Source organism: Novosphingobium sp. (assembly GCF_965229225.1).
In the GTDB taxonomy this organism is placed as follows: Bacteria; Pseudomonadota; Alphaproteobacteria; order Sphingomonadales; family Sphingomonadaceae; genus Novosphingobium.
The window spans coordinates 149,004-169,820 of sequence record NZ_OZ245867.1 but is presented as its reverse complement, the minus strand read 5'-3'; the positions used below and the strand labels follow the sequence as shown (position 1 = coordinate 169,820).

At 65.9% G+C, this 20,817-nt stretch carries 14 protein-coding genes; 11 read left to right on the top strand and 3 right to left on the bottom strand.

Annotated elements, in window-relative coordinates; genetic code table 11:
- Position 1 precedes the first annotated feature (1 nt).
- From ACO06X_RS00640 to ACO06X_RS00630, 3 genes are all read left to right on the top strand, one after another.
- The gene (locus ACO06X_RS00640) at positions 2–1,066 is read left to right on the top strand and encodes a LacI family DNA-binding transcriptional regulator (RefSeq protein ID WP_421838101.1); all 1,065 of its coding nucleotides are present in this window, start codon (positions 2–4) and stop codon (positions 1,064–1,066) included.
- Positions 1,059–2,270 (top strand): MFS transporter, encoded by a 1,212-nt coding sequence (locus tag ACO06X_RS00635; RefSeq protein ID WP_421838100.1) that lies wholly within the window; start codon positions 1,059–1,061, stop codon positions 2,268–2,270. The genes ACO06X_RS00640 and ACO06X_RS00635 overlap by 8 nt, the downstream gene beginning before the upstream one ends.
- Positions 2,271–2,348: 78 nt before the next feature.
- Positions 2,349–4,748: a glycoside hydrolase family 3 N-terminal domain-containing protein gene (locus ACO06X_RS00630; protein ID WP_421838099.1), complete on the top strand. Its 2,400-nt coding sequence runs from the start codon at positions 2,349–2,351 to the stop codon at positions 4,746–4,748.
- Positions 4,749–4,754: 6 nt separating this feature from the next.
- On the opposite strand, the gene ACO06X_RS00625 is transcribed toward ACO06X_RS00630, so the two are convergent.
- The 3 genes from ACO06X_RS00625 to ACO06X_RS00615 all read right to left on the bottom strand — a co-directional run bounded on the left by ACO06X_RS00625 (position 4,755) and on the right by ACO06X_RS00615 (position 9,756).
- Positions 4,755–6,329 (bottom strand): sulfotransferase, encoded by a 1,575-nt coding sequence (locus ACO06X_RS00625; protein ID WP_421838098.1) that lies wholly within the window; start codon positions 6,327–6,329, stop codon positions 4,755–4,757.
- A 9-nt stretch (positions 6,330–6,338) separates the two neighbouring features.
- On the bottom strand, positions 6,339–7,229 hold the full coding sequence (locus tag ACO06X_RS00620) for a sterol desaturase family protein (protein WP_421838097.1): 891 nt from the start codon (positions 7,227–7,229) through the stop codon (positions 6,339–6,341).
- 127 nt (positions 7,230–7,356) lie between these two features.
- The gene (locus ACO06X_RS00615) at positions 7,357–9,756 is read right to left on the bottom strand and encodes a TonB-dependent receptor (protein ID WP_421839961.1); all 2,400 of its coding nucleotides are present in this window, start codon (positions 9,754–9,756) and stop codon (positions 7,357–7,359) included.
- A 755-nt stretch (positions 9,757–10,511) separates the two neighbouring features.
- On the opposite strand from ACO06X_RS00615, the gene ACO06X_RS00610 reads away from it, so the two are divergent.
- The 8 genes from ACO06X_RS00610 to atzF all read left to right on the top strand — a co-directional run bounded on the left by ACO06X_RS00610 (position 10,512) and on the right by atzF (position 20,807).
- The gene (locus ACO06X_RS00610) at positions 10,512–11,615 is read left to right on the top strand and encodes a putative urea ABC transporter substrate-binding protein (protein ID WP_421838096.1); all 1,104 of its coding nucleotides are present in this window, start codon (positions 10,512–10,514) and stop codon (positions 11,613–11,615) included.
- Positions 11,616–11,619: 4 nt separating this feature from the next.
- Complete coding sequence (locus tag ACO06X_RS00605) at positions 11,620–12,435, top strand: ABC transporter permease (RefSeq protein WP_421838095.1); 816 nt, start codon at positions 11,620–11,622, stop codon at positions 12,433–12,435.
- Positions 12,432–13,211, top strand: a complete 780-nt coding sequence (locus tag ACO06X_RS00600) for an ABC transporter ATP-binding protein (protein ID WP_421838094.1) — start codon at positions 12,432–12,434, stop codon at positions 13,209–13,211. Before ACO06X_RS00605 ends, ACO06X_RS00600 begins: the two co-directional genes overlap by 4 nt.
- 11 nt (positions 13,212–13,222) lie before the next feature.
- On the top strand, positions 13,223–13,708 hold the full coding sequence (locus ACO06X_RS00595) for a CopG family ribbon-helix-helix protein (RefSeq protein ID WP_421838093.1): 486 nt from the start codon (positions 13,223–13,225) through the stop codon (positions 13,706–13,708).
- Positions 13,705–14,532 (top strand): urea amidolyase associated protein UAAP1, encoded by an 828-nt coding sequence (locus tag ACO06X_RS00590; RefSeq protein ID WP_421838092.1) that lies wholly within the window; start codon positions 13,705–13,707, stop codon positions 14,530–14,532. The genes ACO06X_RS00595 and ACO06X_RS00590 overlap by 4 nt, the downstream gene beginning before the upstream one ends.
- Before the next feature lie 12 nt (positions 14,533–14,544).
- The gene (locus ACO06X_RS00585; RefSeq protein ID WP_421838091.1) at positions 14,545–15,183 is read left to right on the top strand and encodes an urea amidolyase associated protein UAAP2; all 639 of its coding nucleotides are present in this window, start codon (positions 14,545–14,547) and stop codon (positions 15,181–15,183) included.
- A gap of 151 nt (positions 15,184–15,334) precedes the next feature.
- The gene (gene uca, locus ACO06X_RS00580) at positions 15,335–18,931 is read left to right on the top strand and encodes an urea carboxylase (protein ID WP_421839960.1); all 3,597 of its coding nucleotides are present in this window, start codon (positions 15,335–15,337) and stop codon (positions 18,929–18,931) included.
- Between the two features lie 115 nt (positions 18,932–19,046).
- On the top strand, positions 19,047–20,807 hold the full coding sequence (atzF, locus tag ACO06X_RS00575) for an allophanate hydrolase (RefSeq protein ID WP_421838090.1): 1,761 nt from the start codon (positions 19,047–19,049) through the stop codon (positions 20,805–20,807).
- The last annotated feature ends 10 nt before the right edge of the window (positions 20,808–20,817 follow it).

Genomic DNA, 20,817 nt, shown 5'->3' with positions numbered 1-20,817 from the left:
CATGGCGCGGCGTCGTCAGGCGGTCACGATCAGGCACGTTGCGGCAGATGTCGGGGTTTCGCTCCAGACCGTCAGCCGCGTCATCAACAACGAGCCCAACGTCCGTCCCGAACTCAAGGAGCGCGTGCTCGAGGCGATCAATCGCCTCGGCTACGTACCCTCGATTGCGGCTCAGCGGATGAGCGGGTCACGCTCCTACCTGATCCTCGCGCTCAACGACCGCGATCGCACGATTGCTGATTGGCGCGCGCGGCAGGGCACCGACTGGGTCGACCAGATGCTGCTGGGCGGCATGCTCAAGTGCGCCGAACACGGCTACCGGATGATCGTCGAACTGGTCGATACGCACAGCGACCATGTGACGCGCGAACTGCTCGCCGCCATTGCCGCGCTCCAGCCCGATGGCATCATCCTCACCCCGCCGCATTCGGACAACCCGCAGATCGTGCGCTGCCTCGATGAGCAGAAGATCCCCTTCGCGCGGATCGGCTCCAAGGCGCGCGATGCCGGGATGCCGATCCTGATGGACGATGAAGGCGCCGCCGCCACAGCCACGCGCCATCTGGTGGATCATGGCCACCGTCGCATCGGCTTCATCGCGGGCGCGGCAGAATACAACCTCAGCGGCTGGCGCGTCGATGGCTGGAAAGCCGCCATGACCGAAGCCGGCCTCCCAACCGATGGGCTGCTTCAGGCCGGCGATTTCACCTATGCCTCGGGTGAGAGCGCCGCGCTGGCCTTGCTTGCGCTGCGCGAGCCGCCAACCGCGATCATCGCCAGCAGCGACCAGATGGCGTTGGCCACGCTCGAAGTGGCGCGCCGGTCCGGGCTCGCCGTGCCCCGCGACCTCTCGATCATCAGCTTCGACAACACGCCGATGATGCAGTTCACCCAGCCCCAGCTCACCGCGATCGACCAGCCCATTGCGGCGACGGCGTCCAAGGCGGTCGAACTCATCATCGCCGCGCAGAAGGGCGATGTTCTGCCCGCTGCGCTCACGGTGATCCCGGCCAGTCTGGTCGAGCGCGGCTCGGTCGCCAGCGCCCGGCAAACCGTGCGTGCCTGACACGCTGGGCGAGGGCCAGCAGCGCCGGTCCCTCTGGTTCCTTGTGCTCTATGCTTTGGCCTGGGCCGGCGGCTCGATTGCCTATGTCCCGTTCCTCACCATCCTGCTGCCGGTGCGTGTCGCGGCTCTGGTGCCGGGAGAGCAGGCCATCGTCTGGCTTTCCGCCATCGCCTTCTGCGGCGCCATTTCAGCCAGTGTCGGCCATATCCTGTTCGGCTGGCTGAGCGACATTACCGGCTCGCGCCGCCTCTGGTCCGGGCTGGGGCTGGCGCTCTCCTGCGTGCTGCTGCTCATCGTCCCATCGGCGCACAGCCTTCGCGCCATCGTGATCGTCGTGGTTCTCTGGCAGCTCGGGCTCAACATGATGCTCGCCCCGCTTGCGGCCTGGGGCGCGGACTGTGTGCCCGATGGCCAGAAGGGCTTGCTGGGCGGCCTCCTTGCCTTCGCACCCGGGCTCGGTGCGCTGACCGGAGCGCTGGTGACCATTCCCGGCCTCGCCTCGGCAGATGGCCGCCTCACTGTCGTCGCGGCGGTCGTCGCCGCGGCAGTGCTGCCCGCGCTCCTGCTGGGCGGCCGCACCGTGGTCAAGGCCGCGCCAGCTGAAGCCCCGCCCGCACCCTCCGCACAGCGCTTGCGCAGGAGTGCGGCCCTGCGCATGTGGGCCGCGCGCCTCCTCGTGCAGGTGGCCGAAGCCGCGCTGTTCTCGTTCCTCTACCTCTGGCTGCGATCGATCGATCCGACCGTTGAGGATCACCTCACCGCGCGGGTGTTCAGCATGGTCCTCGTGCTTTCGGCCCCGGCAGCGCTCCTGGCGGGCCGCTGGGCCGATCAGCGCCTGCAGCCGTTCCTGCCGCTTGTCGCGTGCACCCTTGTCGCGCCGCTCGGCCTTGTCGGCATGGCGCTCGCGCAGAGCGTCACGGCGGGGATCGTCAGCTACGCCGTTTTCGGATTCTCGACCTCGATTTTCCTCGCACTCCATTCCGCCCAGACCTTGCGCACTTTGCCAGACAGCAACCGGCGTGGACGCGATCTCGGCCTGTTCAACCTCACCAATACCATGCCCTCGCTGGTCATGCCCTGGTTCACGCTCGCACTGGTGCCGTGGTTCGGTTTTTCCGGGCTCTTTCTTCTGTTTGCCGCACTTGCCCTGCTGGCCGCGCTGCTTCTCCGGGGCCTTTCGAACGGAACGGTTCGCGAAATCTGACAGGCCCGCTTGATTTTGATGCTTTCTCATGCGACGAACCCCGATGAGAACGTTCACAGAAAAACGGGAAGGGTGAGAATGATGGTTCGGCGCGCGCTTTTGGCAGCCATGTTGCTGGCGTCGGGAAGTGCCCTCGCAGCACCGAATGCGTCGGCACCCGGCGAAACCTCCAGCACTGCACATCCGGCGCTCTGGCCCGCCGCGCACAGTCCGGCCGCAATCACCAGCCCCGCCACCGAGCGCCGCATTGCCCGCATGATCGCGGCGATGACGCTCGAGGAAAAGGTCGGGCAGATGATCCAGGCGGATATCAGCGCGATCACCCCTGAAGACCTTGCGAAGTACCCGCTCGGCTCGATCCTCGCTGGCGGCAATTCCGGCCCCTATGGCGATGAGCGCGCCGATGCGGCCAAATGGGAAAAGCTTGTCCGCGCCTTCCGCGCGGCCTCCGCAAAGTCAGGCGCGGGCATTCCGATGCTTTTCGGCATCGATGCCGTCCACGGCCATTCCAACCTCCCCGGCGCCACGATCTTCCCGCACAACATCGGCCTTGGCGCCGCGCACGATCCCGCGCTGATCCAGCGCATTGGCGAAGTGACGGCGATCGAAGTTGCCGCCAGCGGCATCGACTGGACCTTCGCCCCAACTCTCGCCGTCCCGCAGGATTTGCGCTGGGGCCGCAGCTATGAAGGCTACGGCGCCGATCCCGCGCTGGTCGCAAGCTATGCCAAGGCGATGACCGTGGGTCTGCAAGGCCCGCTCGTCGCCGGCAAGCCCATCGCGGCAGACCGCGTCGCTGCCACCGCCAAGCACTATCTGGCCGATGGCGGCACCGATGGCGGCAAGGATCAGGGCGATGCGCTGATTTCCGAACGCGAACTCGTCGCCCGCCACGCGCAGGGCTATCCCCCCGCGATCGATGCTGGTGCGCTCACCGTCATGGCCAGCTTTTCCAGCTGGAACGGCACCAAGAACCACGGCAACCAAAGCCTGCTGACCGATGTGCTCAAGGGCCGCATGGGTTTTCAGGGCCTCGTCGTCGGCGATTGGAACGGCCACGGACAGATCCCCGGCTGCACCGTCACCGATTGCGCGCACACCTTCACCGCCGGGCTCGATCTCGCCATGGCGCCCAACAGTTGGAAGGGCCTGTTCGAGGCTACCGTGCGCGAGGCGAAGGACGGCACGATCCCCATGGCGCGCATCGACGATGCCGTCGCGCGCATCCTGCGCGTGAAGGCAAAGCTCGGCCTGCTCGGCGCGAAGCCCGTTGATCGCGGCAATCCGTCTGTGGTCGGCAGCGATGCGCACCTCGCCGTCGCGCGCGAAGCGGCGGCCAAGTCGCTCGTCCTGCTCAAGAACAATGGCGGCGTCCTTCCGCTGCGTCCCGGCGCCAAGGTGCTGATCACCGGCCCGGGCGCTGACAGCATGGCCATGCAGGCCGGCGGTTGGACGATCACCTGGCAGGGCACCGACACCACCGCCGCCGATTTCCCCAAGGGCCAGACCATCGGCCGCGCCATCGCTACTGCAGTCAAGGATGCGGGGGGCAGCGCTGCCATCTCGGCAGACGGCAGCTTTGCCGCTCGTCCCGATGTCGCTGTCGTCGTCTATGGCGAGCAGCCCTACGCCGAATTCCAGGGCGACATGCCCAACATCGCCTTCCGCGCGCAGGCGGGCGAGAAGGACATGCTGGCCAAGCTGAAGGCGCAAGGGATCAAGGTCGTCTCGGTCTTCCTCTCGGGCCGCCCGCTATTCACCGGGCCCGAACTCAACGCTTCGGACGCCTTCGTCGCCGCGTGGCTTCCAGGCACGCAGGGACAGGGCGTGGCGGACGTGCTCGTCGCGCGCAAGGACGGCAAGCCGGTGCGCGGCTTCACCGGCAAGCTCTCCTTCCCCTGGCCCGCCGACGCAGTATCGCCGGTCAAGACCCCGCTGTTCCCCGCAGGCTATGGCCTCGGCTATGCCAGCAAGGCCGTCCTCGGCCCGGTCAATGTAGACCCGCACGTCGATCTCGTCGCCTCGGCCAGCGAGGGCGTATACTTCGCGCTCGGCAAGGTCCCCTCGCCGTGGCACCTCAGCCTCGATCCCGGCATCGCCGCGCGCGCGGTCGATCTTGGCGCGCAGGAAGACGCGCAGGCATTCAGCTGGAGCGAGGCCGGCGCCATCGGTATCGACGGCCCCCCGGTCGATCTCATGCGCCAGCTTGACGAGGAATTTGCGCTCAAGCTCGAAGGTCGCCTCGATGCCGCCGCCAGCCCCATTGCGGTGACCATGGCGGGCGCCACGCTCAAGATCACGCCGCCTGCCGGGCCGCTGACGGTCCGCATCCCGCTGCGCTGCTTCAAGGATGCTGGCGCGAATTTCAAGGCGGTCGGCACCCCGCTGCGCATCGCGGGCGAGAAGGGCCTCGTCCTCACCTTGCGCGGTGCCAGCATCGAAGGCGTCGGCCAGACGATACCCTGTCCGGGCAGATAAGCCCGGCTAGATAGCGATACCCTGTTCCTCGAAGAACGCGATTACCGGGGCCAGCGCGTCCCGGTGCTTCGTCCAGCGAGCCACTGAATCGGTATACATCGGCCGCCGCACTTGCGCCGCGCTCGGCGTGGAAACCGGCGCGGTGTTGCGGTGGAAATCGAGGCAGGCCGCATCCCAGTCCAGCTCGCAATGCTCCAGCAGCCGCCGCGTCTCGCCTTCCTGATCGGCCACCAGATCCTCGTAGCGCAGCTCCAGAATGCGCCCCGGCAGCGCCGCGCGCCACAACGCCATCAGCCGGTCAAACCGCGCATAGTACCGCGCAATGTCCATCAGGTCGTAGCTGTAGTCGTAATAGCGTGAGGAAATCGCGAAGAGATTGCGGAAGTTCGCCAGCACCGTATCGAGCGGATGGCGGCGGAGGCACACGATCCGCGCTTCGGGCAGCGCCCGCGCGATGAACCCCGCATACTGGAAGTTGCCCGGAAACTTGTCGACGAACCGGCCCTGCTCGCGCGCGCCCGCATGGCTGAGCGCCCGCGCCAGATAGTCGCGCCCGATCGCGCCGAGGTCGTCGCTTGCCGCCGCCTCGATCGTTTCGGGGTCGAGCACCATGCGGCTGGTCGTGCCCGCCGCCATCTTCACCGCCAGCGGCATCGCCTGCAGTTCGCCCGCGCTGCGCACGGCGGGATGGGAGGAGAGGATACGGTCGACCAGTGTGGTGCCAGTGCGCGGCATGCCGATCACGAAGATCGGCGCGTCCTGCGGTGCCCCCCGCACCGGTGCCGCCGCCACACGCGCCCAGGTCCGCTCGATCGCGTCGAAGTTGGCACTGTCCCGCGCGAAGGTATACGCAAGCCGCGCCCGGTGCTCGGCATTGGTTTCGGCGAGCCGGGCAAACCCGGCTTGCTGCTCGCCGATATCCTCGAGTTCCTTCGCCAGTGCATAGCCCAGCAGCAGCCGCGCGTCCGGCCCCTGCGCGCGGGCCAGCGCCGCCATCAGCCGCTCGACATGGTTGCGCTCCGCGCTGTGCTTGCGCATCCCTGCCAGCATGTGATGGCCCCGCGCATAGTCCGGATCGATCCCGATCAACGCCTCGGCCTCCGCCTCGGCCCCATCAACATCACCGATGAAATTGAGTGCGGCAGCAAGGTTGTAGCGGAACGCGGCGTTGTCCGGCGCGAGCTGCACCGCTTCCTGGAAATGCGGCACCGAAGCGGCATGTTCGCCCAGCCGGGCATAGACGCAGCCGATGGTATCGCGCCCCAGCGCGCTCTCCGGCAGCGCCCCTTCGGCTGCCGCGAGCGTCTGCGCAGCCGCGTGATCCTGCCGTAGCATCACCTGCAGCCGCGCCAGCTGCGCGCGGTAATCCCCGCGCGGATCGAGCTCCACCGCATGGGCGATATCGGCCATACCCGCGCTCACCCGCCCGGCTTCTGCCCGCGCCATGCCGAGCAGAAACCGCCCCTCCGCATCATCCGGAAAAGCGGCAACAACGCTCCCTGCCAGTTGCTCTGCTGCTCCGAGATCGCCACGACCCAGCGCGCGGCGGACGGCGGCGATCCGGGCAGGTTCAGCCTTCACGCCCTGCGATCAACCGGCCGGAGACGACGTGTCCCTGCGCCGCTCGAGCATCGCGATCACCGGCTTGAACGGGAACATGAACTGCTCCCAGATCGTCAGCCGCCGCCGGTCGTCCTGCCCCACCAGAATGCCCTCGCCTTCCTTGTAGGTGCCGAACATGCGGTCGATCAGGATCAGCGAGTTGCCATAGTTGCAGCGCGTGTTCTCATAGCCCACCGAGTGATGGAAGCTGTGATGGCGGATCGTCGTGAAGAAGAAGCTGTAGAACAGCGGCGGATTGCTCTTGACGTTGGCATGCGCATAAGTTGCCACGACATTGGTCACGGCGAAGGCGCAGAGGTAGGCCGCCGGGGAAACATCCAGCAGCGCCACGATGCCGAGGCTGATGAGAAACAGCTCGATCGGATTGCCAACCGCGCCCTTCATCGCATTGAGCTGGGTGATATGGTGATGCGGCGCATGGGTCAGCCAGAACGGCTCCCAATTGTGCATCAGCCGGTGCATCCAGTATTGGCCAAATTCCCACAGGAACACCACCAGCGCCACTTGGGCAAGGAACGGCATTGCGGTGACCCAAGGCGTTGCAATGCCCCAGGCCTCCTTCAGCGAGTGCAGCGGCGCTTCTGACAGCAGATAGGCCATGCGCGAGATGACCGTGCTGATCAGCACGAAGTAGAACAGGTCGGTGAAGAACTCGCGGGCGTTGATGCGCCAGCCTTCATGCCGTTCGAACACGAGTTCAAGACCCAGCACAAACGCCGTTACTGCGCTGTTGACGATGAGCAGGGTCCACGGGTTATCGACCAGGGAGGCCGGAGCCCAAGCCCAGAATGCCACCACCGCCACCAATGTCGCGGGCGGAATGCAATCAACCGCCAGCTGCTTCAGGCCCGAACTCATGATCTCGCCACTCCTCGCCTGTTCCGGTTCGTTGTCCCGTCCTGCTGCCTTTCAATTTGCCGCAGGATTGCGCAATCGGGGGCGAGGATCAACCCCGCCCCCTGTTTGCGCCATATTCGCTTGAAGATCAGTACTTCACGCGGAACTCCAGCCCGAAGGTGCGCGGCGTGATCACCGTGTTGCGGAGATAACGCAGCACAACCCCGTCGTTCAGGCCGACGCGCGAACGGTCGTTGGAAACGGCGGTGATCGCGAACTTGTTGAAGATGTTGTTCGCGAACGCCCCGATCGTGAAAGTGTCGTTCTGCCAGGTAAGCGACGCGCGGTGCAGCACGAAGCCCGGCAGCTTGTCACCATAGGCACGATCCCAGCCAAGGCGCGTCACCACATCGCCGCGATAGGTTGCGGTCCAGTCGCCGATCAGGTCGCCGCCCAGCAGCGGCATGGTGTAGCTCACACCAAGGCTGCCGCTGTTGCGGGTCGAACCCGGCAGGCGGTCGCCCTTCAGCGCGTCCAGCTGAATGGGCCGGCTGGGATAGGTTGCCGCGGGGCTGTTCACCGCGATGATGGCGGGCACGTCCTCGGTCAGCCTGGCGTTCGTGTACGAATAGGTTCCCTGGATCGAAAGACCGTCGATCGGCCGCAACTGGAACGAGGCATCGAACCCTTCCGACTTGGCCTTGCCGCCGTTCACCGTGATGCCGACGATGCCGTTGACCGTTGCGGAAGCGACCTGAATGCCGCTCCAGTCAATCGAGAACGCGTTGACGTTCAAGGTCAGCTTGCGGTTGAACAGTTCGGCACGGATGCCGACTTCAAGGTTCTTGGTCGAATCCGGACCGTATTGCAGCTCGTTCGGCAGGGCGCAGACGTTCTGGAACGGCGGCGGCTTCAGCGGGAGGACGCACGGCGCCACCGTGTTGGGGCCGCCGATGCGGTAGCCCTTGCTGTAGGTGGCATAGAGCATCAGACCGGGCGAGAACTTGTAGGAGGTGTTGAACTTCCACACCCCGCCGCTCTTCTCCGTCGTGCCGCCGGCCGGAGCCAGATCATAGGGGCTGATCGGATCGCCGAGTAGCGGCGTCACCGCGCGGCCCGAAACCCGCGACGTATAGCTGAAATACCGCCCACCGGCCGTGACCTGCCACTCCGGCGTGATCTTGAAGGTGCCTTCGCCGAACACGGCTTTTTCGGTCACCTTGGAGCGGTTGAACGAGGCGTATTCGATCTCGTCCGGGTTCGGCTGCGTGCCGAATTCGACCCACGGATGGCCCGGGACATGCTCGCGGTAGTCTGCCTGCAGCTTCTGTTCGTTGAAGAAGCCGCCGACAACCCAGCTGAAGGGCCCGCCATGGGTCGAGACGAGGCGGATTTCCTGGTTGAACTGCTTGCGCGTGTTCTCGCTCTCGTTCCAGCTCGTGAACTGCGGGAACGTCTCGTAGTCATAGTCGAGATCGAGCAGCAGGTCGGTGTTGTCGCCGATCCGCTTGTTCTTCACCTGCGTGTAGGCGGTGGTGGCCACGACATCGAACACTTCGCCAACGTGTGCGTTGATTTCCATGCTGGCGAGATGCGCCTGCCGGTCGACGGGTTCGGCGTAGCGCGCCGCGCTCTCGTACTTGCCGGTGCCCAGCACGCCATCGCTGTTATACTGCCCGCCATCGGTCTTGGTATGCTGGTAGGCGTAGGTGAAGTCGACCGAGAGATCGTCGGTGACCTGGAACAGCAGCTGGTTGCGGGTGGTGAAGGTCTTCTCGAAGTTGAGATCCTTGCGCCGGTAAAGGTTCGCATCATACCCGGCCTGCGAGATCGAGGTCGGCGGAACGGTTGCAAAGCCATCAGGCTGCGGGTTCGAAACGCCCGGGGTCTTCACCAGCAGCGGATAGTCGATGAAACCGGGGTCGGAGTAGTAGCCGGTCGACGAACGGAAGGCGATGTGATCCTTCACGATCGGGATGTTGATCATGCCATCAAGCTGGTAGCCGGCCTTGGAAGCCTCGTTCTTGCCATAGACGCGGCCATGCCAAGCCGCCTCCCACTTGGTGGGATCGGGCCGGTTCGGAATGTTGCGGATCGCACCGGCCAGCGTGCCGAGCCCGTAGAGCGTGCCTTGCGGCCCAAGCAGGATCTCGACGCGGTTGAGGTCGAGCATCTTGAAATCGTAGTAGAGCGGGACTTCGCCGAGATAGACACCCAAAGCGTTGTCGTAGGTGGCGCCAGTCGTATCCGTGTCCGAGGCGTTAAGGCCGCGCAACACGATGGTGCCGGCGCTGCCCGGGCCGGTGTCGGCAATCGTCACGCCGGGGGTGAAGTCCGCGATGTCGCGCACGTCGTCGATCCGCTGGCGCGAAAGCTGCTCGGCGCTCACTGCCGCGATGTTGATCGGTACGTCCTGCAGCGAAGTCGCGCGCCGCGTCGCTGTCACGACAATCGCGCTGTTGTCCTCGCTCGTCGCCGCGGCTTGCGGCGCATCGGCAGCCGCTTCGGGCGCCATCTGTGCAAAGGCGGGAAAGGCGGTGCTGCCCATGAGGATCGTCGCACCTAACAGGGCCTTCTTGGCCAGTGTCGTCTTGTAAGATTTCTTGGTCACTCGAGCCCCCGCGTTGCTTGCGTGAAAGCCTTCTCGAAGCGACATCCCCGTCCCTGATTGCCTGCTTTTGCAGGAGCACGCCGACCCTTTGCAGGTCTGGCGCCGTATCATTCCCTCAATTCAATGGTCGCCAAGAAGGCGACTGAACTCGTTTCCGCTCCAGATGACCAAAGAGGCAATTCGACCTGAAGGGCCCGTCATCCACCGATACTCAAATCAAACAATATTGCACGCCTTCATAAAGATCTTCCGAAAACGCACAAAATATCGTCCGCACGAACGCCGCCGCGCAGAGTATTCATGCCAGACAATAAGGATGCCTAGCCTGAAATTTCGTTGTTGCCGCCGCAAAGGACTATCACCTCTGCGACATTTCAGTTACGCTATCGATATTACATAACAGGTCAAGCGTAATAATTCGGCGCCGACCCGGTATTATCCGGCCTTCGCTGCAGTGCGGAATTCCTTGATTTTTTGGTGTGCAAGTGCCGCATGCATGCGCACTGGCAGCACACCGGGGCTCTGGTGACGTTGCGCGAAATCAACACAGTCACCCGGAATCCCTTGCCTGATTCGCGAATCCCTCGGCGGCCTGCCCCACAGGGGTATTACGTTTTTTCTAAAACGTAACATTTTGCCATGGACAAGCGACATCTTTCTCGCAATGCTGCACTGCGAAAGGAGACAGAATCGTGTCAGCCACCTCCCTCGCCAGGCCTGCCCGGGCGTTAACCGGTTCGCTCCTTGCTGCGGCACTTGCCGCCACGCTCGCCCTTGGTGGCTGTTCGGGTGGCAGTGCTCCCACTGAAAAGAAGACCGAATTCAGCATCGGCTGGTCGATCTATGCCGGGTGGATGCCTTGGCCTTATGCGCAGCAGGCCGGCATCGTGAAGAAGTGGGAAGACAAGTACCACCTCAAGATCAAGATCGTGCAGGTCAACGACTACGTCGAATCGATCAACCAGTACACCGCCGGCAAGCTCGACGGCGTGACCCTCGCCAACATGGATGCGCTCACCATCCCCGCCGCTGGCGGCAAGGATACGACGGCCGTGATTCTGGGCGACTATTCCAACGGCAACGACGGCGTCCTGATCAAGGGCGCCACCGATCTCGGCGCGATCAAGGGCCGCTCGGTTAATCTCGTCGAACTCTCCGTCTCGCACTATCTGCTTGCCCGCGCGCTCGAAAAGGGCGGCATGGGCATGACCGATGTGAAGACGGTCAACACCGCCGATGCCGATATCGTCAGCGCCTTCGCCAGCGCAGACGTCACAGCTGCGGTCGCGTGGAACCCGCAGCTTTCGGTCATGCGTGCGCAGCCCGGCGTGACGCAGGTTTTCTCCTCGGCCGACATTCCGGGCGAGATTCTCGATCTCCTTGTCGTCGATACCGCTACGCTCAAGGCCAACCCCGATCTCGGCAAAGCGCTGGCGGGCATCTGGTACGATACCGTCCAGCTGATGATGCAGCAGAACGCCGAAGGAAAGGCCGCCCGCGCCGCGATGGCGAAGCTCGCCGGTGCCGCGCCCGAAACCTTCGACAGCCAACTGAAGACCACCTTCCTCTACATCGATCCCAAGGCCGCTGTCGCCGCCGCCCAGTCCCCCGCGCTGGTCACCACGATGACCCGCGTGCGCGATTTCAGCTTCTCCAAGGGTCTGTTCAAGGGCGCCACTTCGGCCGACGCGGTCGGCATTGCCTTCCCCGGCGGCAAGACGCTTGGCGATGCGGCGCATGTCACTCTGCGCTTCGACGACAGCTTCATGAAGCTCGCCGCAGACGGGAAGATCTGAGCGCATGCGCTGGATCAACTGGCACCTTACCAAGCGCGACCGCCTGATCGCGGGCGGTGCGCCGATCCTGCTGCTCGTGGTCTTCTACCTGATCACCGCCGTGCAGCGCCACGCCGTCAATCCGTCCGACAAGATCCTCCCCCTCCCCTCCGCGATGGCGAGCGCGATCACGGCGCTGCTCACCACGCCCGATCCGCTCTCCGGAAATCTGGTGTTCTGGGCCGATACACTCGCCAGCCTCCAGCGGCTCGGCCTCGGCCTCGGCATCGCGACACTCTTCGCAATCGTCCTCGGCCTCCTCATCGGCGCGCTGCCACCGGTGCGCGCGGCGCTCAGCCCGCTCGTCACCGGCATTGCCGTGATCCCGCCGATCGCGCTGCTTCCCATCCTGTTCATCGCACTCGGGCTGGGTGAGACCTCCAAGGTCGTCCTCATCGCCATCGGCGTTGCGCCGGTCATGGTCCGCGATATTGCCGCGCATGTCGCCAGCTTGCCGCGCGAACAGATCATCAAGGCCGAGACGTTGGGTGCCAATTCGTGGCAGATCATCGCCCGCGTTGCCCTGCCGCAAGCCATGCCGCGTCTGCTGCAGGCGATCCGCCTCGCGCTTGGCCCGGCGTGGGTCTTCCTGATTTCCGCCGAAGCGGTCGCCTCCGATATCGGCCTTGGCTACCGCATCTTCCTCGTCCGCCGCTATCTCGCGATGGACGTGATCATCCCCTACGTCGCGTGGATCGCGCTGCTCGCCATCCTCATGGACGTGACGCTTGCCGCGATCAGCCGCCGTGCCTTCCCCTGGGCGCACGGAGACGGAAGATGAGCGCGCTCCTCTCGCTCAAGAACGTCTGGGTGGAGTATGGCGACAAGGTCGTGCTCGAGAAGGTCAACCTCGAGGTCGCCGATGGCGCCTTCCTCTCGATCATCGGCCCCTCGGGCGCGGGCAAGTCCAGCCTCCTGCGCCTCATCCTCGGTCAGGAAGCCCCCACGCGCGGCAAGATCCTGCTCGATGGCGCGCCGCTTGAAGCCCAGTGCGGCCCCGATCGCGGGGTCGTGTTCCAGCGCTATTCGGTGTTCCCGCATATGACGGTGCTCGGCAACGTCACCTTCGGCCTCGAATGCCCCGCCGCGCCATTCGCTGCGCGCCTGTTCGGCACCGCGCGCCGCAAGGCCGAAGCGCAGGCCACCGAAATGCTCGAAGCGGTTGGCCTGGCGGATAGCCTCCACCTCTATCCTGCGCAGATGTCGGGCGGCATGCAGCAGCGTCTCGCCATTGCGCAGGCGCTGATCAAGCGCCCGCGCATTCTCCTCCTCGATGAACCTTTCGGCGCGCTCGACCCCGGCATCCGGGCGGACATGCACGGCCTGATCACGCGCCTGTGGCGGGACTACGGCCTTACCATCGTCATGGTCACGCACGATATCAAGGAAGCCTTCACGCTCGGCACGCGCGTTCTCGCGCTCGACAAGCGCCGCCATGATCCCCACGCGCCGCACCGCTACGGCGCGACAGCGGTTTACGACCTGCCCTTGCGCGGTCCTCCTGTCCCGGCTCCCGAGCCCGAAACCCAGCCACCACCCGTCGCGGCCACGAACTGAGAGGAATGGCAATGACGCCCCCAACCTTCGGCTCAACCCCCGGCCTAGCCCGGCTGAGCATGAGCCTTCCGGCCGAACTGTTCCGCAAGCTCGACATGATGGTGACCGAGCGCCAGCTCCCTTCGCGCTCGCAGCTCATGGCCGAACTGATCCGCCACGCGCTTGCCGCGCACGAGGCGTTCACCCGGCCCGACGAGATGCTCGCCGGCACGATCACGCTTGTCTACAAGGGCGAACGCGGCCGCGTCCGCCACCAGCTCGCGCAGACGCAGGCGCACTACCTCAAGGAAGTGATTTCCTCGCAGCACGTCTTCCTGGAAGACGACCAGTCGCTCGAAGTCCTTCTCGTCCAGGGCCCTGCTGCCCGCCTCAAGGATCTGTCGGACGCACTTCGCCGCGTGCGCGGTGTCCAGCAGCTCGAACTCGTCACCACCACCGCGCTCCTTCCGCAGCTTTACGAGCCGGAAGCCGATGCGCCGCAGGGAGCCGCCGCATGACTCAGGTTCTGGCAAACCCCAACGCTGCTCGCGATCACGCCCGCGCACAGGGAGGCACCGTGGTCGAGGCGATGCCGACCCTCCCCCCGGTCGCGCCCGACCTGCCCGAGGGCGTCGCGCCCGAAGCGCTGCTGTGGGAGGAAACCATCGCCCCCGGCGGCTATGCCACACGCCGCCTGCCGCGCGGCAGCCGGTTGCGCCTCATCGACACCAAGGGCGATGCCTGCGCGAGCCTCCAGATCTTCAACGCCGAAATGCCGACCGAGCGCTACAGCTTTGCCGACACGGTGAAGATCCAGTGGAACGCCTATCTCGGCGCGGGCAAGCTGCTCCTGTCGGACATGGGCCGCGTCCTCATGAGCATCGCCGAAGATAGCACCGGCGGCACGCACGATACCTTCTCCGGTACCTCCAACGCCTACACCAACGCCGCCAAGTACGGTGACGGGCGCAACAGCGGCCAGTTCCCGAACGGGCGCGACCGCTTCCTCCTTGGTGCCGCCAAGCACGGCCTCCAGCGCCGCGACATTCACGCTGCGGTCACCCTGTTCAAGGGCGCGCGCATTGCGGACGATGGCACGATCGAGCCACAGATTGGCCCGTTCGAGCCGGGCCGCGAGGTCGTCTTGCGCGCTGAAATGGACGTTATCGTAGCAATCGCCAACGTCCCCCACGTGCTCGATCCCCGGCCCGACTACACCGTCACCACCTTGCGCGCGACCGCGTGGCGCGGGCCCGTGGCCGCCGAGGACGATCCCATCCGCACCGCGACGCCGGAGGGCCTGCGCGCCTTCCTCAACGTCGAAGACTATTACCGCCGGTAAGGAGGCAGCCCCATGCAGAACCGCGATCCGCATCACGATGGCCTGCCCGATACCATCGTCCACGACGAGGTCGTCCCCGCTCGCGCGCCCTGGATCCACCACATCAAGAAGGGCCAGACGCTGCGCATCGTCGACCTTGAAGGCAACCAGGCGGTCGATTTCCTGCTCTACAGCGAGGCTGACGATACCGAGCGCTACAGCGCGCAGGATACCGTCGCCGCGCAAGGCAACCTGTTCCTGCGCACCGGCACCGCGCTTCGATCGAACGAAGGTCGCCCGATGATGACCATCGCCGCCACCACGGTCGAATACCACGATACCATCGGCGGCGCCTGCTCCTGCGAGAGCAATACGCTGCGCTATGGCCACCACACCAAGGCCCAGCACGCCTGTGTCGAGAACTTCCTCGAAGCCAACCTCACCGAAGGCCGCGGGAAGCGCGATATCGTCGCCAACATCAACTTTTTCATGAACGTCCCGGTCGAAGCAGACGGCGCGCTCGGCATCGTCGATGGCATTTCCGCGCCCGGCCTCACGGTGGACTTGAGGGCCGAAATGGACGTCATCGTCGTCGTCTCGAACTGTCCGCAGATCAACAACCCCTGCAACGGCTTCAACCCGACGCCCGTGCGCATGATCGTCGCCGCATGAATCGAAGCGCGCTGCCAACCCCACCTTTTCCGCCCCTCCCCCGTTCGGGGGAGGCTGGGTGGGGGTGCCCAGCGCCTGATGACTGTAACGCCGTGCCCCCTCCCCCAACCCCTCCCCACCGGGGAGGGGAGCAATGAGCGCGAACACACCGATGCCTTTCGACACCGTCCTCATTGCCAATCGGGGCGCCATTGCCACCCGGATCATTCGCACCTTGCGCCGCATGGGGCTGCGCTCGGTCGCGGTCTATTCGGAGGCCGATGCGGGTTCGCTCCATGTCTCGGAGGCAGACGAGGCGATCTGCATCGGCGGCGCGCGGCCGTCTGAAAGCTACCTCAACGTCGAGGCGATCCTCGCTGCCGCCAAGGCCACCGGCGCGGGCGCGATCCACCCCGGCTACGGCTTCCTCGCCGAGAACACCGATTTTGCGGAAAGCTGCGCAGCCGCCGGAATCGTCTTCATCGGCCCGACGCCCGACAACATCCGCATGTTCGGCCTCAAGCACAGCGCCCGCGCGCTCGCGAAGGCGCACGGCGTGCCGCTCGCGCCCGGTTCCGAGCTGCTGACGAGCGAGAAGGAAGCGCTCGCCGCTGCCAACGAAATCGGCTTTCCCGTCATGCTCAAGGCGACCGCGGGTGGCGGCGGCATTGGCATGCGCGTCTGCGAAAGCCAGGCCGATGTGCGCGAAGGCTTCGCCACCGTCGCCCGCCTTGGCCAGAGCAACTTCGGTGATGCCGGCGTGTTCCTCGAACGCTACGTGCGCCGCGCCCGCCATGTCGAAGTTCAGATCTTCGGCGATGGCGAGGGCCGTGTCGTCGCGCTCGGCGAACGCGATTGCTCGCTCCAGCGCCGCAACCAGAAAGTGGTCGAGGAATCCCCTGCCCCGCTGCTTCCCGAACACATCCGGCAGGATCTCTACACCGCCGCGATCCGCCTTGGCGAAGCCGCGCGCTATCGCAACGCTGGCACGGTCGAATTCCTTTACGATGCCGAGCGGGAGCAGTTCTACTTCCTCGAGATGAACACCCGCCTGCAGGTCGAGCACGGCGTGACCGAGATGGTCATGGGGATCGATCTCGTCGAATGGATGGTGCGCGGCGGCGCAGGGGATTTCAGCTTCCTCGATACCGCACCCACCGTGCCGCAAGGCCACTCGGTGCAGGTCCGCCTCTATGCCGAAGACCCGGCGCTGGATTATCGCCCCACTTCGGGCACGCTCACCGCAGTCCAGTTTCCCGCCGATATCCGCACCGAGACCTGGGTCATGGCCGGCAGCGAAGTCAGCGCTTGGTACGATCCCATGCTCGCCAAGCTGATCGTCCACGCGCCGACGCGCGATCTCGCCGTAACCGCGATGCAGACTGCGCTTGATCAGACCCGTGTCGATGGGATTGAAACCAACCTGCGCTGGCTGCGCGACGTTGTCCGCACGCCTGCTTTCACCACCGGCGAAGTCTCGACCCGCGTCCTCGACACCATCGCCTATACCCCGCGCAGCGTCCGCGTCGTCAGCGGCGGCACCGCCACCACTGTGCAGGACTGGCCCGGCCGCCAGCGCCTCTGGGCGGTAGGCGTCCCGCCTTCGGGGCCGATGGACGACCAGTCCTTCCGCCTCGGCAACCGCCTGCTCGGCAATCCCGAGGGCACCGCAGGCCTCGAACTCACCCATTCCGGCCCCACCCTCGCCTTCACTGCGCCCGCGCGCGTCGCATTGGCAGGCGCCGATTTCGGCGCAACGCTCGATGGCGTACCCGTCCCGCGCGGGCAGGTGATCCCCATCGCTGCCGGCCAGACCCTCGCACTCGGCCGTGCGCGCGGCGGCGGCATGCGCGGCTACCTGCTCTTTGCCGGCGGCCTCGATATCGCACCCTATCTCGGCAGCCGCGCCACTTTCGAGCTCGGCCAGTTCGGCGGCCACGCCGCGCGCCGCCTCGTTGCGGGCGATGTGCTCCACCTCGGCGACGAACCCGCCGAGGCCCCGCTAGCCGCGACCGCGCTCCCGCCACTCGGCAACGAATGGACCCTGCGCGTCCTCTACGGCCCGCACGGCGCGCCCGATTTCTTCACCCCGGACGACATTGCCATGATCGTCGGCGCCGAATGGCAGGTCCACTACAACTCCAACCGCACTGGCGTGCGCCTGATCGGCCCCAAGCCGCACTGGGCGCGCAAGGATGGCGGTGAGGCGGGCCTGCATCCGTCCAATATCCACGACAACCCCTACGCCATCGGCGCGGTCGACTTTACGGGCGACATGCCGATCATCCTCGGCCCCGATGGCCCCTCGCTCGGCGGTTTCGTCTGCCCCTTCGTCGTCATCGCGGCCGACCGCTGGAAGCTCGGCCAGCTCGTGCCGGGTGACCGGCTGCGCTTCGCCCCCGTCACTATTGCCGATGCCGCAGCCGCCGATGCGGATCAGCAGCGCCTGCTCACACAAGGCGCGCTGCCCGGCCCCGTGCCAGACCGTCCCGTCGCGCACCTCTCGCCGATCCTCGCCGAAATCGCGGAAACACCCAGCCGCCCGCGCACGATCTACCGCCAGCAGGGCGACCGCAACATCCTCGTCGAATACGGCCAGATCGTCCTCGATATCGAACTGCGCATCCGCGTCCACGCATTGATGGTCGAACTCGAACGGCTAGCGCTGCCCGGCGTCATCGATATCGTCCCCGGCATCCGCTCGCTTCAGCTCCATTTCGACGGCGTGCAGCTGGATCAGGCCAGCGCGCTCGCCGCACTGATTGAGGCCGAAGAAGCCTTGGGCGATCTCGCCGATTTCACCATCCCTTCGCGCGTCGTCCACCTTCCGCTCTCATGGCGCGATCCCGCCACGCTCGAGACCATCGAGAAGTACATCGCCGCCGTCCGCGACGACGCGCCGTGGTGCCCGGACAACATCGAATTCATCCGCCGCATCAATGGCCTGCCCGATGTGGCCGCGGTCGAGAACTTGATCTTCGAGGCCAACTACCTCGTCATGGGCCTGGGCGACGTCTACTTGGGCGCCCCCGTCGCCACCCCGGTCGACCCGCGCCACCGCCTTGTGACGACGAAATACAACCCCGCGCGCACCTGGACCCCGCCCAATGTCGTCGGCATCGGCGGCGCGTACATGTGCATCTACGGGATGGAGGGACCCGGCGGCTACCAACTGTTCGGCCGCACCGTGCAGGTCTGGAACACCTACAAGCAGACCGAGGCCTTCACCGAGGGCAAGCCCTGGCTCCTGCGCTTCTTCGACCAGATTCGCTTCTATCCGGTCAGCGCCGAAGAACTGGTCGAATGGCGCCGCGATTTCCCCGCCGGCCGCCGCGCGCTGAAGATCGAGCCATCAGAATTCCGCCTCGCCGACTACCGCAAGTTTCTTGCCGACAACGCCGACGCCATCGGGGAATTCGAAGCCCGCCGCCAGGCCGCCTTCGATGCCGAACGCGCAGACTGGCAGGCGCGCGGCGAATTCGACCGCGTGACCGACCTCGCCGAAGCCGAAGCCCCCGCCGCTGGCGCAACGCAAGTGCCCGACGGCACCGACCTCGTCGAGGCCCCCTTCGGCGGCAGCGTTTGGAAGCTGCTCGTCGCGGCCGGTGATGCGGTCAAGGCCGGCGATACCATCGCGGTGATCGAGGCGATGAAGATGGAATGCCCCGTCGAAAGCCCTGGCACCGGCACGATCGAGGCGCTCTACATCAAGGAAAAGCAGTCCTTGCAGCCCGGCTCGCCCATGCTCGCGCTGCGGAGGACGGCATGACCAACCGGCTTGAGCCCCAATTCCCCTCCCGTTCGTGTCGAGCGAAGTCGAGACACCTGACGCGGCGCATGGTGTCTCGACTTCGCTCGACACGAACGGATGTTGGTTTGTGACTATGATTGAACCTGCCGCCCATATCGCAGCCGCTGTCAACGCACGCGAAACTACCGCCGTTACGCAGGCCGAAGCCGCGCTCGCCCGCATCGCGGCATACGACGCGATCCAGCCCCAGATCTGGATCAGCCGCGCTTCGAATGAACAGGTCCTCGCCGCCGCCCGCGCAGTCGATGCCCGCATCGCGGCGGGCGAAACACTGCCCCTTGCTGGCGTCCCCTACGCCGTAAAGGACAACATCGACGTCGAAGGGTTCGAAACCACCGCAGCCTGTCCCGCCTTCGCCTACCAGCCCGAAGCATCGGCCACTGTCACGCAGCGCCTCGCCGCTGCCGGCGCGATCTGCATGGGCAAGACCAACCTCGACCAGTTCGCCACCGGCCTCGTTGGTGTGCGCAGCCCCTATGGCATCCCGCGCAATGCCTTCAACCGCGCCTATGTCAGCGGGGGCTCCAGCTCGGGCTCGGCCATCGCGGTCGCGGCTGGCCTCGTGCCCATCGCGCTTGGCACCGATACCGCAGGCTCGGGCCGCGTTCCCGCCGCGTTCAACCACCTGATCGGCTTCAAGCCCACCAAAGGTCGCTGGCCCACGCGCGGCGTCGTGCCTGCCTGCCGCTCGGTCGATTGCGTCACCGTCTTTGCGCACGATACCACCGATGCTGCGCTCCTCGATGGCGTCCTCGCGGGCCTCGACCCCGCCGATCCATGGTCCAAACCGCTGGCAGACCGCAGCCTCACGCCCCGCAAGATCGGCGTCCCGCTGCGCCGCCAGCGCCAATTCTTCGGCGATGCGGAAAGCGAATACCTCTACGACCGCGCCCTCGATCATCTCGCCACTCTCGCGCAGATCGTCGAGATCGACATAGCCCCGCTGCAGGAAGCCGCGCAGCTGCTCTACGGCGGCCCCTGGGTCGCCGAACGCACCGCCGCGATGGCGCAGATCCTCACCGAAAACCCGGACGCCATCGATCCCACCGTCCGCACCGTGGTCGAAGCCGGGTGGAGCAAGACCGCCGTCGAAGCCTTCAACGGCGTCTACCGCCTCGCCGAACTGAAGCGCCACGCCGACCTCATGTGGGGCGAACTCGATGCGCTGGCCTTCCCCACCACCGGCACCACCTACCGCGTCGCCGAACTCGCCGCCGCGCCCATCGCGCTCAATAGCAACCTTGGCGCCTATACCAATTTCGTGAACCTGCTCGATATGGCCGCGCTCGCAGTTCCGGCGGGAACCCGCCACAACTGCACCGGCTTCGGGATCACGCTGATCGGTCCGGCCGACACCGACCGAGCGCTGCTCACCCTCGCCGATGCCTACCTGGCGCAAGCGAACCTCGCCCCGCCGCCCCCGCTCGATCTGGAGGGAACCATGCAGACCGTAAAGCTTGCCGTCGTCGGCGCCCACCTCAAGGACATGCCGCTCCACTGGCAGCTCACCTCGCGCGAGGCGGCGTTCGTCGAGGCGACCCACACCGCCCCCACCTACAAGCTCTACGCCATGGCCGACAGCGTGCCGCCCAAGCCCGCGCTGGTCCACGGCGCCGAAGGGGGCGCCGCCATCGCCGTCGAAGTCTATGAACTGGGCGTCGCGGAATTCGGCAGCTTCACCGTCGAGGTCCCCGCCCCGCTCGCCATCGGCACGGTCACCCTGGCAGACGGCACCAGCGTCAAAGGCTTCGTCGCCGAACCGCGCGCGCTGACCGGTGCGCAAGACATCACCCACCTCGGCGGCTGGCGCGCCTATATCGCGCAGAAGAACTAAAGGAGCATCC

Coding starts and splice junctions, on each gene's coding strand:
- atzF (WP_421838090.1), top strand. CDS start 19,047: ATGATTGAACCTGCCGCCCATATCGCAGCCGCTGTCAACGCACGCGAA.
- ACO06X_RS00600 (WP_421838094.1), top strand. CDS start 12,432: ATGAGCGCGCTCCTCTCGCTCAAGAACGTCTGGGTGGAGTATGGCGAC.
- uca (WP_421839960.1), top strand. CDS start 15,335: ATGCCTTTCGACACCGTCCTCATTGCCAATCGGGGCGCCATTGCCACC.
- ACO06X_RS00605 (WP_421838095.1), top strand. CDS start 11,620: ATGCGCTGGATCAACTGGCACCTTACCAAGCGCGACCGCCTGATCGCG.
- ACO06X_RS00640 (WP_421838101.1), top strand. CDS start 2: ATGGCGCGGCGTCGTCAGGCGGTCACGATCAGGCACGTTGCGGCAGAT.
- ACO06X_RS00590 (WP_421838092.1), top strand. CDS start 13,705: ATGACTCAGGTTCTGGCAAACCCCAACGCTGCTCGCGATCACGCCCGC.
- ACO06X_RS00595 (WP_421838093.1), top strand. CDS start 13,223: ATGACGCCCCCAACCTTCGGCTCAACCCCCGGCCTAGCCCGGCTGAGC.
- ACO06X_RS00620 (WP_421838097.1), bottom strand. CDS start 7,229: ATGAGTTCGGGCCTGAAGCAGCTGGCGGTTGATTGCATTCCGCCCGCG.
- ACO06X_RS00630 (WP_421838099.1), top strand. CDS start 2,349: ATGATGGTTCGGCGCGCGCTTTTGGCAGCCATGTTGCTGGCGTCGGGA.
- ACO06X_RS00615 (WP_421839961.1), bottom strand. CDS start 9,756: ATGGGCAGCACCGCCTTTCCCGCCTTTGCACAGATGGCGCCCGAAGCG.
- ACO06X_RS00585 (WP_421838091.1), top strand. CDS start 14,545: ATGCAGAACCGCGATCCGCATCACGATGGCCTGCCCGATACCATCGTC.